This window comes from Streptomyces sp. NPDC002790, assembly GCF_040295505.1.
In the GTDB taxonomy this organism is placed as follows: Bacteria; Actinomycetota; Actinomycetes; order Streptomycetales; family Streptomycetaceae; genus Streptomyces.
Window position 1 is genome coordinate 70,145 of the sequence record NZ_JBEOVM010000011.1, and the last position, 15,210, is coordinate 85,354.

General features: G+C 68.8%; 13 protein-coding genes. 8 read left to right on the forward strand and 5 right to left on the reverse strand.

The features are described 5' to 3' along the window. Window positions 1-78: 78 nt before the first annotated feature. The gene (gene lexA / locus ABT004_RS08865; protein ID WP_327661174.1) at window positions 79-864 is read right to left on the reverse strand and encodes a transcriptional repressor LexA; all 786 of its coding nucleotides are present in this window, start codon (window positions 862-864) and stop codon (window positions 79-81) included. A gap of 530 nt (window positions 865-1,394) precedes the next feature. Between lexA and nrdR the strand changes: the two genes are divergently transcribed. Then, complete coding sequence (gene nrdR / locus ABT004_RS08870) at window positions 1,395-1,940, forward strand: transcriptional regulator NrdR (RefSeq protein WP_351333092.1); 546 nt, start codon at window positions 1,395-1,397, stop codon at window positions 1,938-1,940. Between the two features lie 136 nt (window positions 1,941-2,076). Then, window positions 2,077-4,977 (forward strand): vitamin B12-dependent ribonucleotide reductase, encoded by a 2,901-nt coding sequence (locus tag ABT004_RS08875; protein ID WP_351333015.1) that lies wholly within the window; start codon window positions 2,077-2,079, stop codon window positions 4,975-4,977. A 116-nt stretch (window positions 4,978-5,093) separates the two neighbouring features. On the opposite strand, the gene ABT004_RS08880 is transcribed toward ABT004_RS08875, so the two are convergent. Further along, window positions 5,094-5,633, reverse strand: a complete 540-nt coding sequence (locus tag ABT004_RS08880) for a TerD family protein (protein ID WP_351333017.1) — start codon at window positions 5,631-5,633, stop codon at window positions 5,094-5,096. Between the two features lie 147 nt (window positions 5,634-5,780). Between ABT004_RS08880 and ABT004_RS08885 the strand changes: the two genes are divergently transcribed. The 3 genes from ABT004_RS08885 (at window position 5,781) to ABT004_RS08895 (ending at window position 8,074) form a co-directional block, all read left to right on the forward strand. Beyond that, window positions 5,781-6,386 (forward strand): YdbC family protein, encoded by a 606-nt coding sequence (locus ABT004_RS08885; protein WP_351333020.1) that lies wholly within the window; start codon window positions 5,781-5,783, stop codon window positions 6,384-6,386. A gap of 110 nt (window positions 6,387-6,496) precedes the next feature. Continuing rightward, window positions 6,497-7,156 (forward strand): histidine phosphatase family protein, encoded by a 660-nt coding sequence (locus ABT004_RS08890; RefSeq protein WP_351333023.1) that lies wholly within the window; start codon window positions 6,497-6,499, stop codon window positions 7,154-7,156. A gap of 12 nt (window positions 7,157-7,168) precedes the next feature. Further along, a complete protein-coding gene (locus tag ABT004_RS08895; RefSeq protein WP_351333026.1) occupies window positions 7,169-8,074 on the forward strand; it encodes an ADP-ribosylglycohydrolase family protein in 906 nt (301 codons plus the stop codon). A 30-nt stretch (window positions 8,075-8,104) separates the two neighbouring features. Here the strand turns inward: ABT004_RS08895 and ABT004_RS08900 are convergent, their stop codons facing one another. After that, entirely contained in the window at window positions 8,105-9,661 is a 1,557-nt protein-coding gene (locus ABT004_RS08900; RefSeq protein WP_451190058.1) for an MFS transporter, read from the reverse strand. A gap of 256 nt (window positions 9,662-9,917) precedes the next feature. Here ABT004_RS08900 and ABT004_RS08905 point away from each other — a divergent pair, with 256 nt between their 5' ends. From ABT004_RS08905 to ABT004_RS08915, 3 genes are read left to right on the forward strand one after another with little or no spacing between them, the layout of a single operon-like run. Next, window positions 9,918-10,544, forward strand: a complete 627-nt coding sequence (locus ABT004_RS08905; RefSeq protein ID WP_351333098.1) for a TetR/AcrR family transcriptional regulator — start codon at window positions 9,918-9,920, stop codon at window positions 10,542-10,544. 51 nt (window positions 10,545-10,595) lie between these two features. Beyond that, complete coding sequence (gene rnhB / locus ABT004_RS08910) at window positions 10,596-11,297, forward strand: ribonuclease HII (protein WP_351333028.1); 702 nt, start codon at window positions 10,596-10,598, stop codon at window positions 11,295-11,297. 45 nt (window positions 11,298-11,342) lie between these two features. Further along, window positions 11,343-12,002 (forward strand): hypothetical protein, encoded by a 660-nt coding sequence (locus tag ABT004_RS08915; RefSeq protein ID WP_351333101.1) that lies wholly within the window; start codon window positions 11,343-11,345, stop codon window positions 12,000-12,002. Window positions 12,003-12,083: 81 nt separating this feature from the next. On the opposite strand, the gene ABT004_RS08920 is transcribed toward ABT004_RS08915, so the two are convergent. After that, window positions 12,084-12,722, reverse strand: coding sequence for a hypothetical protein (locus ABT004_RS08920; RefSeq protein WP_351333031.1), 639 nt, complete (start codon window positions 12,720-12,722; stop codon window positions 12,084-12,086). 224 nt (window positions 12,723-12,946) lie between these two features. Further along, entirely contained in the window at window positions 12,947-15,109 is a 2,163-nt protein-coding gene (locus ABT004_RS08925) for a RecQ family ATP-dependent DNA helicase (RefSeq protein ID WP_351333034.1), read from the reverse strand. Window positions 15,110-15,210: the final 101 nt, after the last annotated feature.

Consider the following 15,210-nt stretch of genomic DNA (forward strand, 5'->3'; position numbering starts at 1 on the left):
ACGCACGGAGCCTGGCGCGGACAGCGCTGGGCCCCGGAACCGGCGCAGTTGGTTCCGGGGCCCGGTCAGGGAGGAGCGTCAGACGCGCCGCAGGACGGCCACCACCTTGCCGAGGATCGTCGCCTCGTCACCGGGGATCGGCTGGTACGCGGAGTTGTGCGGCAGGAGCCAGACATGGCCGTCCTCCCGCTTGAAGCGCTTGACCGTGGCCTCGCCCTCGAGCATCGCGGCGACGATGTCGCCGTTCTCCGCGACGGGCTGGCGGCGGACCGTGACCCAGTCCCCGTCGCAGATCGCGGCCTCGATCATCGAGTCGCCGACGACCTTCAGGACGAACAGCTCACCGTCACCGACGAGCTGCCGGGGCAGCGGGAAGACGTCCTCGACCGACTCCTCGGCGAGGATCGGACCACCGGCGGCGATCCGGCCCACCAGGGGCACATACGAAGCCGCGGGCTTGCCCGCGGTGTCCGTGGGCTGCGCGCTGGGCTGGTCCGAACCACGGACCTCGTACGCGCGCGGGCGGTGCGGGTCGCGGCGCAGGAAGCCCTTGCGCTCGAGCGCCATCAGCTGGTGCGCGACCGACGATGTGCTGGACAGGCCGACCGCCTGGCCGATCTCCCGCATGGACGGCGGGTACCCCCGACGCTGCACCGAGTCCCGGATGACCTCGATGACGCGGCGCTGCCGGTCCGTGAGCCCCGAGCTGTCCGCGCGGATACCTGGGGGCCGGCCGGGCAGTGAGCGCCCCGGCTTGGGGCCCTCCTGACTCATGGCTGTGTCATTCATGGCATGCACCGGCTCGAGTCGGCCCTGGGCGCGGCCCTGGGCAGTGATGGTGGCACTGTCTGCGGTCGTGGTCACGTCGGTAGGCCCCTCTCGAGAATGTCTCCCTAGCTAGCCAACGGTAGTTCCTTTCGAAAGGTTGCGCCAAACACACGTTCGAGTGAAAAACCGTCGATTGCTTGTCGTGATCATGTACCTGGGTGTACGGCGACCTCGAAGCGGGGCGGCAATTCAGCTCAATCCGGTACGCTTCTTCGTTGGAGTCGAGGCTCGGCCCGTGGGTCCCCACATTCTGCCACTCGCCTCTCCGTCGACCAGGCACCGCCCTTGTTCCTTCTCGTGTCGTGCCGGTGCGGATTCGAGCGTCGCGCGGCCCTTGCCGCAGCTGGTGCGAGGCGTTCCGCGCGTGCGACACGCCCGACACGCGCATGGGCCCTAAAAAGCGACCGAACCCCAGATGTAGTGGTTGGATTGGATCCGCAGCCCAGAAGTTGTGGTCCCCGGTCCATCTTGGTCGCGGTCATCGCCTATGCTTGGGGCTGCTTCGAGAGGCGTGATTCAGCCTCTTGTGGCTATCGAGTCGTGCCGTGAAGGAGGGTTGGGAGATCATGCACTGCCCCTTCTGTAGGCATCCCGACAGTCGTGTCGTCGACAGCCGCACCACCGACGACGGCACGTCGATCCGCAGGCGCCGTCAGTGTCCGGACTGCTCCCGCCGTTTCACGACGGTGGAGACGTGCTCACTGATGGTCGTGAAGCGGAGCGGGGTGACCGAACCCTTCAGCCGTACCAAGGTCATCAACGGCGTACGCAAGGCGTGTCAGGGTCGTCCGGTCACCGAGGACGCCCTCGCCCAGCTCGGCCAGCGGGTCGAGGAGGCGGTACGCGCCACCGGAAGCGCCGAACTGACCACGCACGACGTGGGCCTGGCCATACTCGGCCCGCTTCAGCAGCTGGACCTCGTCGCTTACCTGCGGTTCGCGTCCGTGTACCGGGCGTTCAACTCGCTGGAGGACTTCGAGTCGGCCATCGCGGAACTGAGGGAACAGACGCCCGGCGCGGAAACGGACGGCGCGGGCGAAGAGCGTACGCAGAGCGAGTGCGGGCCCGGCGGGACTGCAGAAGTCCCCGTGCCCGCCCACGCAGCCGACTGACGGCCACGGGCCGGGCGGCGGCGACCCCAAGACCTGTTGCGGGCGGCAAGAACTGCGGCCGCAACACAAGACAGACACCGTGCACGGGAAGATCCGGGCACTTTAGGGCGTTTTAGCCCGATATATGGGAGGCGGCATGACAGAGACGGCGAGCGGCCCGGCACGAGGCTCCCGAGCCAAGGGAGCCAAGGCCAACAAGGGTCTGCCTGTCGAGCGCGTCCACACCACCCCTGGTGTGCACCCGTACGACGAGGTGGAATGGGCGCATCGTGACGTCGTCATGACCAACTGGCGCGACGGCTCGGTCAACTTTGAGCAGCGTGGCGTCGAGTTCCCCGAGTTCTGGTCGGTGAACGCGGTCAACATCGTCACCAGCAAGTACTTCCGGGGCGCCGTCGGCACCCCGCAGCGCGAGGTGAGCCTCAAGCAGCTCATCGACCGCATCGTGAAGACGTATCGGAAGGCCGGCGAGGACAACAAGTACTTCGCCTCGCCCGCCGACGCCGAGATCTTCGAGCACGAGCTGGCCTACGCGCTCCTGCACCAGATCTTCAGCTTCAACTCGCCGGTGTGGTTCAACGTCGGCACGCCCCAGCCCCAGCAGGTCTCGGCCTGCTTCATCCTGTCCGTCGACGACTCCATGGAGTCGATCCTCGACTGGTACAAGGAAGAGGGCATGATCTTCAAGGGCGGCTCCGGCGCCGGCCTGAACCTCTCCCGCATCCGCTCCTCCAAGGAGCTGCTCTCCTCCGGCGGCAACGCCTCGGGTCCCGTGTCCTTCATGCGCGGTGCCGACGCCTCCGCAGGAACGATCAAGTCGGGTGGCGCCACGCGCCGCGCGGCCAAGATGGTCATCCTCGACGTCGACCACCCCGACATCGAGGGCTTCATCGAGACCAAGGTGAAGGAAGAGGAGAAGGTTCGCGCCCTGCGTGACGCGGGCTTCGACATGGACCTGGGCGGCGACGACATCACGTCCGTCCAGTACCAGAACGCCAACAACTCGGTCCGTGTGAACGACGAGTTCATGAAGGCCGTCGAGTCCGGCTCGAAGTTCGGCCTGCGCGGCCGCATGGACGGCGAGGTCATCGAAGAGGTCGAGGCCAAGTCCCTCTTCCGCAAGATGGCCGAGGCCGCCTGGGCCTGTGCCGACCCCGGCATCCAGTACGACGACACCATCAACCACTGGCACACGTGCCCGGAGTCCGGCCGCATCAACGGCTCGAACCCGTGCAGCGAGTACATGCACCTGGACAACACGTCCTGCAACCTCGCCTCGCTGAACCTGATGAAGTTCCTGAAGGACGACGGCAAGGGCCACCAGTCCTTCGACGTCGAGCGCTTCTCGAAGGTCGTCGAGCTGGTCATCACCGCGATGGACATCTCCATCTGCTTCGCGGACTTCCCGACGCAGAAGATCGGCGAGAACACCCGTGCCTTCCGTCAGCTCGGCATCGGCTACGCGAACCTGGGCGCCCTGCTCATGGCGACCGGCCACGCCTACGACTCGGACGGCGGCCGCGCTCTCGCCGGTGCGATCAGCTCGCTGATGACGGGTACGTCCTACAAGCGCTCGGCCGAGCTCGCCGCGGTCGTCGGCGCCTACGAGGGCTACGCGAAGAACGCCACGCCGCACCAGCGCGTCATGAAGCAGCACGCCGACGCCAACACGGCGGCCGTCCGCATGGACGACCTGGACTCTCCGATCTGGGCCGCCGCCACGGAGGCCTGGCAGGACGTCATCCGCCTCGGCGAGAAGAACGGTTTCCGCAACGCTCAGGCGTCCGTCATCGCCCCGACCGGCACCATCGGTCTCGCGATGTCCTGCGACACGACCGGTCTTGAGCCCGACCTCGCCCTGGTCAAGTTCAAGAAGCTGGTCGGCGGCGGCTCGATGCAGATCGTCAACGGCACCGTGCCGCAGGCCCTGCGCCGCCTGGGCTACCAGGAGGAGCAGATCGAGGCGGTCGTCGCCCACATCGCCGAGCACGGCAATGTGATCGACGCCCCGAGCCTCAAGCCCGAGCACTACGAGGTGTTCGACTGCGCCATGGGCGAGCGTTCCATCTCCGCGATGGGCCACGTCCGCATGATGGCGGCCATCCAGCCGTGGATCTCCGGCGCGCTCTCCAAGACGGTCAACCTGCCGGAGACGGCGACCGTCGAGGACGTCGAGGAGGTCTACTTCGAGGCCTGGAAGCTGGGCGTCAAGGCGCTCGCCATCTACCGCGACAACTGCAAGGTCGGTCAGCCCCTCTCCGCCAAGAAGAAGGAGCAGGCGAAGACCGAGGTCACCGAGAAGACCGAGGCGACGATCCGTGAGGCCGTCGAGAAGGTCGTCGAGTACCGCCCGGTCCGTAAGCGCCTCCCGAAGGGCCGTCCCGGCATCACCACCTCCTTCACGGTGGGCGGCGCCGAGGGCTACATGACCGCCAACTCCTACCCGGACGACGGTCTCGGTGAGGTCTTCCTGAAGATGTCCAAGCAGGGGTCCACCCTCGCGGGCATGATGGATGCCTTCTCCATCGCCGTCTCGGTCGGCCTCCAGTACGGGGTGCCGCTGGAGACCTACGTCTCGAAGTTCACCAACATGCGCTTCGAGCCGGCCGGCATGACGGACGACCCGGACGTGCGGATCGCGCAGTCGATCGTCGACTACATCTTCCGCCGCCTGGCGCTCGACTTCCTGCCCTTCGAGACGCGCTCGGCGCTCGGCATCCACTCCGCCGAGGAGCGTCAGCGTCACCTGGAGACGGGTTCGTACGAGCCGTCCATCGACGACCCCGAGGTCGACGTCGAGGCCCTGGCCCAGTCGGCGCCCCGCGCCCAGGAGCTGAAGGCCGTCGAGACGCCGAAGGCCGGGGACGCCACCGCGCAGTCGGTGCCGCAGCAGGCGCACACCAGCGCCGAGCTCGTCGAGATGCAGCTGGGCATCCAGGCCGACGCCCCGCTCTGCTTCTCCTGCGGAACGAAGATGCAGCGGGCCGGCTCCTGCTACATCTGCGAGGGCTGCGGTTCGACCAGCGGCTGCAGCTGATCCGGCTGAACGCCTGATCCGGCTGAACGCCTGAACTGAGGGGCGGCGGAACCACTACGGTTCCGCCGCCCTTTGGCGTAGGCGTCCGAACCCCGCAGTGGGCGCGCCGAATGTGCCTAGAGAGCGCCCATCGCCGCGGCGAACGCGTTCAGATCGCCGTCGTCGAAGCCCCGTACCGCCTCGTGGAACACCCACTCCCCGTCGGCACCCCGGGTGAACTCCGCGACCGTGGTCGCAGAAGCGCCGGAGACCACCGCGAAGTCGTGCTGCGACAGGTCGGTGTAGCCCTCTCTTATGCGGACCGCCGTGTTCGGGATGTCCGCGAAGACCTTGGCACGACCGGGCTCCTGCTCGCTCTGCTGGATGGCCACGCCCACGACCACGCGCGCGTACGAGGACGCGAGCCGCTCCAGTTCGAGCGTCATGACCTCGTCGAAACCGAAACCCTGTCCGGTCCTGCTGTCCCGGTTCAGCGTGATGGTCCCGTCCGGCGAACGGCTGTCGAAATGGACGATGTAGGCGGGGCTGCCGTGCGGGTCGTCGTCCGTGTACGCCGCGGCGATCAGGTCCAGGTCGTGGGGAGGCGAGCCCATCGGGCTCGGGTCCCACTTCAGGCCGATCTCGATCTTCTCGATCCCCTTGCGGAGGCTGCTCACCGAACTCCCCCTCCTCGGTGCGATGTTGAGTACTACGGACACGCTACGTGGTCCCACTGACAACAACACGACCATCTCCTCAGAGGCGTCTCGACCGTGGGTTCGGGACCACCACGGCAGGCAGCCGGCGCGCCGTACGATGGCGCGGTGCTGGTCAAGTGGATTCGTTGCACTGTGGTGGATCGTCGGGGTTTCGAGCGGGGACAGCGGAAATGGGCGGGGCTTCTGGGAGAGCCGGGATTCCGTGGTCAGGGCGGGGGCTGGAGCAGGCAACGGCCCGGTGTGGCCCATGTATTCGGCTTCTGGGAGAGCCGTGCCTTCTACGACTCCTTCATGGCGCGCTCCCACGACCGGCTCGCGGCCGCGCAGTCGGGGACGTACAAGAACCTCCAGGCGAAGCTCTTCGATCATCGCTTCGATGTGAAGACCGGGTTCGAGCCGCGGTTCACCGACGCGGACGTTGTGCGGGTGGCGCACTGCACGGTGCGCGCCGACCGGGCCGAGCACTACACGTTGATGCAGCAGAAGGTGTGGAACCCGGCGATGGCCGGCTCGCCCGGCATGGTCCGGGGACTGTTCGGCGACGCCCCAGGAGGCGAGTTTCTGGTCCTCTCCATGTGGCGCTCGGCGGCCGAGCACGGAAAGTACCAGGTCGACCGGGTGGAGCGGCTCTCCGCGCGCGCCCAGACGGATGCCGACATCGCGGCCATCACGGGGGACATCGTGGAACTGGAGTCGACCTGGACGGTCTGAGCGGGTGACCACGCGCGCGTGCCCGTCGCTCTGTCGTTGTGATCCACATGACCTCCGCCGCAGGGCCCGCACGGGTGCTCGAAGCCGCCCGGCGATCTAGGGTCGTGTGCATGGCACGACCGCGGCGCATCGTTCTTGTCCGGCACGGCGAATCCGAAGGGAACGCCGACGACACCATCTACGAGCGCGAGCCCGATCACGCCCTGACGCTCACCGACAAGGGGTGGCGCCAGGCCGAGACCACAGGCGAGGACCTCCGGCGTCTGTTCGGACGCGAGCGGGTGAGCGTGTACGTCTCTCCGTACCGGCGCACCCACGAGACCTTCCGCGCCTTCCGGCTCGACCCCGACCTCGTACGCATCCGAGAAGAGCCCAGGCTCAGGGAGCAGGACTGGGGGAACTGGCAGGACCGCGCGGATGTGCGGCTGCAGAAGGCGTATCGCGATGCCTATGGGCACTTCTTCTACCGGTTCGCCCAAGGGGAGTCGGGGGCGGACGTGTACGACCGGGTGGGCGCGTTCCTGGAGAGTCTGCACCGTAGCTTCGAGTCCGCGGACCATCCGCCGAACGTCCTGCTCGTGACCCATGGGCTGACCATGCGGCTGTTCTGTATGCGCTGGTTCCACTGGTCCGTCGCGGATTTCGAGTCGCTGTCGAATCCTGGGAACGCGGAGATGCGCGTGCTCGTTCTCGGGGAGAACGGCAAATACACCTTGGACCGTCCGTTCGACCGCTGGCGCGAACCGGAATCGTACGGAGTCACCGGATAGAGTGTCGATGCGATGACCACCGCTGACTCCTCACCCGACGGGCGCTTGAACCGCGCCCTGTCCAGCCTGCGCGGACTCTCCGTGGGAGACGCGCTGGGATCACAATTCTTCGTTCCGGCGAACTACCCGCTGCTCAAGGCCGGCGCACTGCCGGACGGCACATGGCAGTGGACCGACGACACCGAGATGGCTGCCTCAGTGGTGTCCGTCCTGGCCGCTCACGAGCGTGTGGACCAGGACGAACTGGCGCGGTCGTTCGCGGAGCGCCAGGACGTCGACCGCGGGTACGGGCCCGCCGTGAACCGGCTGCTGCAGCAACTGCGGGAGGGTGGCGACTGGCGGACCCTCGCCTCCGCGCTCTTCGACGGGCGGGGGTCGTGGGGGAACGGCGCGGCGATGCGGATCGCTCCGCTCGGCGCCTATTACGCGGACGACCCCGAGCAGGCCACGCATCAGGCCGAGATTTCCGCCTACCCGACGCACCAGCATCGGGAGGCCGTCGTGGGTTCGATGGCGGTGGCGGCCGCGGCGGCTCTGGTGGCCGATGCCGCGGGGCCTCCCACGCCTCAGGACCTCCTGGACGGGGTGATCTCGCTCGTCCCGCGCAGCGCGGTGGGCGCAGGCTTGCGCCGCGCCAAGGACATGCTCGACTACGGAGACCCGTCCACGGTGGCGGCCGTCCTCGGCTGTGGCCGGAGGACGACCGCGCACGACACCGTGCCGTTCGCCATCTGGTCGGCGGCGCGTGGCCTTGGTGACTTCGAAGGCGCCTTCTGGAGCACGGCCCAGGTCGGCGGCGACATGGACACGACCTGCGCGATCGTGGGCGGCATCGTCGCCTCCGGCGCGGACGGGGCGCCCTCGGCCGAGTGGCTCGGGCGGACCGAGCCACTGCCGGCCTGGGCGCCGACCGCGTAGGGGCACAGAACAGGTCCGGGGGAGTGCCCCTCAGACCGAGGCCCCGGGCTTCCCGCTCAGCGCCTCGAGGTCGCTCTTGCGTACCTGGATGACGAACAGGGCGATCAGCGCCGCGACCACGGCCAGCGACGCGGCCGCTATGAAGGCATTGCTGATGCCGTGGGCCAGCACCGAGTCGGTCCATGGAGCGGGCAGTCGGTGCGTCTTGGCGAACTCGGCCTTCTGCTCCGGTGAGCCTTCCGCGAGGAACTTCGGTATCTGCTTCTTGGCCTCGCTCTCGCTGGCGCTGCTGAAGATCGTGGTGAGGACCGACAGTCCGAGGGCGCCGCCGACCTGCTGTGTGGTGTTGAGCATGCCGGAGGCCGCACCGGACTCGCTGTCGGCTATGCCGGAGACGGCCGTCAGGGTCAGCGTGACGAAGTTCAGGCCCATACCGAAGCCGAACAGGAGCATCGGGCCGAGAATGCCGCTGAGGTAGGAGCTGCTGGGGTCGATGAGTGTCAGCCAGCCCATGCCCGTGGCGGTCAGCAGACAGCCCACGGCCATGAAGGGTTTGGGGCCGAGCCGGGGCAGCAGGTTCGTGGCGATCCCTGCGCCGAGCACGATGGCGGCGGTCACCGGTAGGAAGGCGAGGCCGGCCTTGACCGGGGTGTAGTGCAGCACGTTCTGCACGAAGAGCACGATGAAGAAGAACATCCCGAACATCGCTGCGGCGAGGCTCAGCATCATCGCGTAGGTGCCCGACCGGTTGCGGTCCTTGAACAGCGTCAGGGGCGTGATCGGCTGGCTGGTGCGCCTCTCGATGGCGATGAAGGCGATCAGCAGGACCGCGGCCGCGCCGAAGGACGCGGTGGCGAGCGTGTCGCTCCAGCCTTCGGAGGCGGCACGGATGAATCCGTACACGAGGGCGGCCATGCCGAGGGTCGAAGTGAGGGCGCCCGGCAGATCGAACCGGCCGGGGTGGCGCTGCGACTCGTTGATGTAGCGAGGGGCGAGGAGGGCGATCAGTACGCCTATGGGCACGTTGACGAACAGCACCCAGCGCCAGTCCAGCCAGTCGGTGAGCATGCCTCCTGCGAGCAGCCCGACGGCGCCGCCACCGGCGGAGACGGAGGCGAAGACCCCGAACGCCCGGTTCCGCTCGGGCCCTTCGGGGAACGTGGTGGCGATGAGGGCCAGCGAGGTGGGCGACGCGATCGCACCGCCGACGCCCTGAAGCGCACGGGCCGCGAGCAACTGCCAGGGCTCCTGCGCGAATCCGCCTAGGAGAGATGCGAGGCTGAACAGGGCGATACCGGTGATGAACATGCGGCGGCGCCCGAGAAGGTCGCCGGCCCGGCCGCCCAGGAGCAGCAGTCCACCGAAGGTGAGCGCGTAGGCATTGATCACCCAGGTCAGGTTGTTGGTGGAGAAGCCCAGTGCCGTCTGCATGTGGGGCAGGGCGATGTTCACGATGGTGGCGTCGAGGACGACCATCAGTTGACAGGCGGCGATCACTGTCAGCGCGATGCCGGGTCGGTGTGGGCGCGCGGAGGCGCGCGGTTTGCTGGGCGGAGCCGGATGTGCCTGGATCTGATCCTGTGTCACGAGCGATCCCCCATGGGCATGATTAGAGAACGGTCACGTTCCCTGTGTGGGATCGTAGTGTGCCCGCAGTAGTGAACACAAGCGTTCTTTATGGGAGTTGTGAATGCGTCGGCGGAAGCTTGCCGTCGACCCGTCGAAAGAAGGGGCTGAAGCCTGAGATGCTCGGTGGTGGCTCCCCATCAGTGCACGTGGGTGTGTGCTGAGCTCGCTGCCGCGCGTCCGAACCGCTCTCGGACGGCTCAACGGAGAGATGATGATGGTTAGTTCACGTCGGACGGCCGCCCCCGCTCAGGCGGCCGCCGCGCTTCGCAGGCGTGGCCCCGTGCTGGAACGGGCCATTCTGGAAGCGGCGTTGGATCAGCTCAGTACGGTCGGCTGGAACGGCCTCACGATGGAAGGCGTCGCCGCGGGCGCGCAGACTGGCAAGGCCGCGGTGTATCGGCGCTGGCCCTCCAAGGAGGACCTCGTCGTCGACGCGCTCCAGGCGGGGCTGCCTCCATTGGACTCGGCGCCGGAGTGCGGAAGCGTGCGGGAAGACCTGCTGGAGCTGTGTCGCCGCTTGCGGGAGGCCATGTACTCCCGGCCCGGCTACGCGCTGCGCTCGGTGCTTCACGAATGCGACACCCTCACCGCCGAACGCTTCCACAGCGTGATCGCCCAAGGTGTGGTCGAGCCCAGCGTCGAGTTGATCAAGGAGGTCGTCCGCCGTGGCGTTGAGCGAGGTGAGGTGCGCCCGGATGTCGACGAGTCCAGCGTGTGCGACGTGATTCCGGCGCTGATGATGTACCGCTCGAAGGTGTGCGGAAGCGAATGGGGAGAGGGGGATCTGGTGGAGATGATCGACCACGTGATGGTCCCGCTGTTGCGTCGGCAGGCGCGTTGAGGCGAGCCGGGTATCGCGGCGCTCCCCGGGCGGCGTACGCTGTTTGCCGCCATGCCGTACGAAGCACCCACCCACACCGTTGAGCGCTCACTGCGCGCCACTACCGGTGCCAAGATCATTGCCGGTGTCGACGAGGTCGGCCGCGGTGCCTGGGCGGGTCCCGTCACCGTCTGCGCCGCCGTCACCGGGCTGCGCCGTCCGCCGGAGGGCCTCACCGACTCCAAGCTCATCAGCCCCAAGCGCCGCGAGACTCTCGCGGTCGAGCTGGAGAGCTGGGTGTCCGGACATGCCCTCGGGCACGCTTCACACGAGGAGATCGATGACCTGGGGATGACGGCGGCCCTCCGACTTGCCGCCGTGCGGGCCCTCGAGGATCTGCCGGTGCGGCCGGACGCGGTCATCCTCGACGGGAAGCACGACTACCTGGGTACCCCTTGGCAGGTTCGTACGGTGATCAAGGGGGACCGTTCCTGCATTGCCGTCGCCGCGGCGTCGGTGATCGCCAAGGTCCGCCGCGACAAAATGATGGCCGAACTGGGCATCGACCATGCAGACTTCGGGTTTGCGGCGAACGCCGGATACCCGTCGCCGGTGCATCGCGCCGCGTTGGAGGAACGGGGGCCCACCCCGTACCACCGGCTTTCGTGGGCGTATCTTGATGCGCTGCCCCAGTGGCGGCACCTCAAGAAGGCCCGCAGTTGGGCGAATGTCGGCGTTCCAGAGATCGAGGGCCAGCTCGGCTTCGACTTCTGACCGCCTCGCTCGCACTGACGTGCCACCCGTTGACGCGAGCCGCACCTGCGTTTTGATAGATATCAGCTCAAGCCTCTCAGTCCCGAGGAGCCTCAGATTCACGAGAGTGCCCAGGGTCCCCGCGCCACGCCCGCCAGCGGCCGTACCGCGTCGACCCCCCGCCCTGTACCCGGCCCGCGTCCCGCGGCGCCACCGCGACCCGGACGTCCGGGTCCCTCCAGGCCCATGCCGCCCGCGCAGCGAACGCCGCGCGACTCGGCGGGTGTCCACAAGCCGGGGCCGAACGCCCCTGCCGCCACGTCGACTTCGGTCTCCCAGCCGCAGATCCAGCTCATCCCGGCCTCGGTCGAGGGCGCGCTGGACGCTGCGGAGGAGGCTCTCGACATGCTGCTCGACTCGGGCCGCGCCCCCGGCGACGTCCTGGTGGTCACCACCGGTGACCCGCACCCGTGGGCGGCCCACGAGCTGTCCTTCGGTGAGGACTCCTACTGGGCGCAGCACGACGCGCGTGACGACGTGTTCTACGCCGATTCCTCCGCCCTGGGGCGCGCCGCGTCCCGTCCGGTGGTCGTCGTCGCCGTGAACGGCGGAGCCGACGAGGTGGCCACCACAGCGCTGCCGATCGCGCTCGGCCGGGCCGGTGCGCTGCTCGTCGTGTGCGGCGACCCGGAGCGCATCAACTCGCTGTTGGGCGCCGGGGTCTGACGCGCCGCTTGCCGACTGCCCGCACCGCGAAGCGGTGTCCGGGGAGTCCGGCAGGCGGGCCCGCGGCAGGCGCGGTGCCATTCAGCGCGCCGCGGCGCGGCGGAGCACCTCCGTCGCGGCGCCGCCGGCGCGCGGCGCCGACGGCTCCCCGGACCCCAGGGCCTCGGCCACAGAGCCCACGCTCGGGCGCCGACCGGCTCTGCCCTCTCCGAGTACCTGCCAGCCGTCCCGCGTCATCGTGATGTACGCGCCGCAGCGCAGGCCGTGCAGCGTGCACGCGTCACGCAGTCCCCACATCCAGGCCCCGTCCTCCTCCGTCCAACGGGTGTCCCCCTCGCGGCAGTACAGCACCACCGCGGTGCGCACCGGCGTGCGGCGGCGCAGGTCGTGCGGGATCACCCGGCGTAACTGGGACAGCAGCGCGTTGCGGAACGTCCAGCCGTCGGCGGCGCTTTCGCGGCGCACGAACGAGGCGCTGGCCCGCAACCGCTCATCGGGGTCGAGCACGGCTATGACGACGGTCTGTGGGATCGGCCGGTGGCGGGAATACAGCCCGCTGACCACCTCGCGCGGATCGCGCAGCAGCGGGATGCCGGCCGCCGCCCACTCCGCGGGCTCGAGCAGCCTTGTCGGTCGGTTGACGGAATCGGCGGACCTGTCGGTGCGCATCAAGGACGCGGACATCGACACCGCCGAGGACGGAGCGAATCCAAAGGCCACGGTCCTCCCTTCGGCTACACGCCCACACTGCGGGCGGGGTCGGACTGGGGAGCGCACCGCGACACAGCTCTACCATCCACCGGATAACGGGGAGCCGTGCGGGGAGCAGTACCAATTCTTCCCGTCGCAGTGGCAGACGGCAACGAGCAATTGGGACCGCGTTCCTGTATCTGTCGATGCGTCGCCAATATCCCTGCCCCAAGGGTTGGATCGCTACGCGTCGCTCACCCCTGTACCGCCAGGACCAGTGGCAACACCCCCTCGGCGCCCGCCCGGCGCAGCAACCGGGAGGCCATCGCCAGCGTCCAGCCGGTCTCCATGTAGTCGTCGACGAGCAGAACCGGGCCACCCGCGCGTGAGAGCGCTTCGGACAGCTCGGGCGGAAGCGTCAACGTGCCGTCGAGGGCGCGCAGCCGCTGCGCGCTGTTACTGCGCGGGATGTGTGCGGTGTCGCTGCCCGGTGCGTACGAGATGCTGCCCAGCAGTGGCATGCGGCCGACCTGCGCGATGCCTGCGCCCAAGGACTGGATGAGCTGCGGGCGAGTGAGGGACGCCATCGTCACCACGCCGACGGGGCGCGGCGCGGTGTCGGCGGAGCCAGCCGCCCAGCCGCCCGGCCCCTTCGCCCAGTCGGCGAGCACGTCCACGACGGCTCCCGCCACATCGTCCGGCACCGGTCCGTCCGGGGCCTGCGGGGCGAACATGGGGCGCAGACGGTTCCCCCAGCCGATGTCCGACAGGCGGCCGAGTGCCCGCCCGGTCCCGGCCTGCTCACCCGCGGGGATGCGGCCCTTGAGGTCGATGCCGACGGCCGCGAGCCCGGTGGGCCACATCTTCCTGGGATCCACCTCGACTCCGGGGCGCCCGAGTTCACCTCGCGCCGAGTTCAGCGCTGCGGGCGAGACGGCGTCGGAGAATCGCGGCGGCGCGCAGTTGTCGCAGCGGCCGCACGGGGCCGCCTCCTCGTCGTCGAGCTGACGGCGCAGGAATTCCATGCGGCAGCCGTCCGTCGTCGCGTAGTCCCGCATCGCCTGCTGCTCGGCCTCGCGCTGCTTGGCCACCCACGCGTAGCGCTCGGTGTCGTAGACCCAGGGCTGTCCCGTGGCGATCCAGCCGCCCTTCACCCGGTGCACCGCACCGTCCACGTCGAGGACCTTGAGCATGGTCTCCAGACGTGACCGGCGCAGCTCCACCAGCGGTTCGAGCGCGGGCAGGGAGAGGGGCCTGTCGGACTGCCCGAGCACGTCCAGCGTGCGCCGCACCTGCTCCTCCGGAGGGAAGGCGAGCGAGGCGAAGTAGCGCCAGATCGCCTCGTCCTCCTTGCCGGGAAGCAGCAGCACCTCCGCGTGGTCGACTCCGCGCCCGGCGCGGCCCACCTGCTGGTAGTAGGCGATCGGCGAGGAGGGAGAGCCCATGTGGACGACGAACCCGAGGTCCGGCTTGTCGAAGCCCATGCCGAGCGCCGACGTGGCGATCAGCGCCTTCACGCGGTTCGCCAGGAGGTCCTCTTCGGCCTGCTGCCGATCGGCGTTCTCCGTCTTCCCCGTGTACGAGGACACGGTGTGGCCGCACTGTCGCAGATAGGCCGTGACTTCCTCGGCCGCGGCGACGGTGAGGGTATAGATGATCCCGGAGCCCGGAAGGTCGTCCAGATGGTCGGCGAGCCAGGCCAAACGGTGTGCGGCGTCCGGCAGTTGTAGGACCCCGAGGCTGAGGCTCTCGCGGTCGAGCGGGCCGCGCAGCACCAGGGCGTCAGAACCGGACCCGGTGCCGAGTTGTTCGGCAACGTCCGCCGTCACGCGCGCGTTGGCCGTAGCCGTCGTCGCCAGGACGGGGACGCCCTGCGGAAGGTCGGCCAGCATCGTGCGCAGGCGTCGGTAGTCCGGGCGGAAATCGTGCCCCCAGTCCGAGATGCAGTGGGCCTCGTCGACGACGAGCAGGCCCGTGGCCGCGGCGAGTTGGGGCAGTACGTTGTCTCGGAAGTCGGGATTGTTGAGCCGCTCAGGACTGACCAGGAGCACGTCGACTTCACCGGCCGCCACATCGGCCCGCACGGTGTCCCATTCCTCGGTGTTCGACGAGTTGATGGTGCGGGCGCGGATGCCCGCACGCTCCGCCGCCTCCACCTGGTTGCGCATGAGCGCGAGGAGCGGGGAGACGATCACGGTCGGGCCGCCGCCGCGGTGCCGGATCAGCGCGGTCGCGACGAAGTACACCGCGGACTTGCCCCAGCCGGTGCGCTGCACGACGAGGGCCCGCCGATGGTCGGCGACCAGGGCCTCGATGGCGCGCCACTGGTCCTCGCGCAGTCTGGCCGTGCCGCTCGGGTCGCCGACGAGACGGGCGAGAACGGTATCGGCGGCTGTCCGCAGCTCTTCGTTGCTCATGCCCCCATGCAACCCGATGGCACTGACATCACGCGAACGAGCCCGCGGACTGTGGACAACTTCTGTCGTGTCCCTGATCGGGGTTATCCACAGCCCAAACC

Coding starts and splice junctions, on each gene's coding strand:
- nrdR (WP_351333092.1), top strand. CDS start 1,395: ATGCACTGCCCCTTCTGTAGGCATCCCGACAGTCGTGTCGTCGACAGC.
- ABT004_RS08875 (WP_351333015.1), top strand. CDS start 2,077: ATGACAGAGACGGCGAGCGGCCCGGCACGAGGCTCCCGAGCCAAGGGA.
- ABT004_RS08890 (WP_351333023.1), top strand. CDS start 6,497: ATGGCACGACCGCGGCGCATCGTTCTTGTCCGGCACGGCGAATCCGAA.
- ABT004_RS08895 (WP_351333026.1), top strand. CDS start 7,169: ATGACCACCGCTGACTCCTCACCCGACGGGCGCTTGAACCGCGCCCTG.
- ABT004_RS08905 (WP_351333098.1), top strand. CDS start 9,918: ATGGTTAGTTCACGTCGGACGGCCGCCCCCGCTCAGGCGGCCGCCGCG.
- rnhB (WP_351333028.1), top strand. CDS start 10,596: ATGCCGTACGAAGCACCCACCCACACCGTTGAGCGCTCACTGCGCGCC.
- ABT004_RS08925 (WP_351333034.1), bottom strand. CDS start 15,109: ATGAGCAACGAAGAGCTGCGGACAGCCGCCGATACCGTTCTCGCCCGT.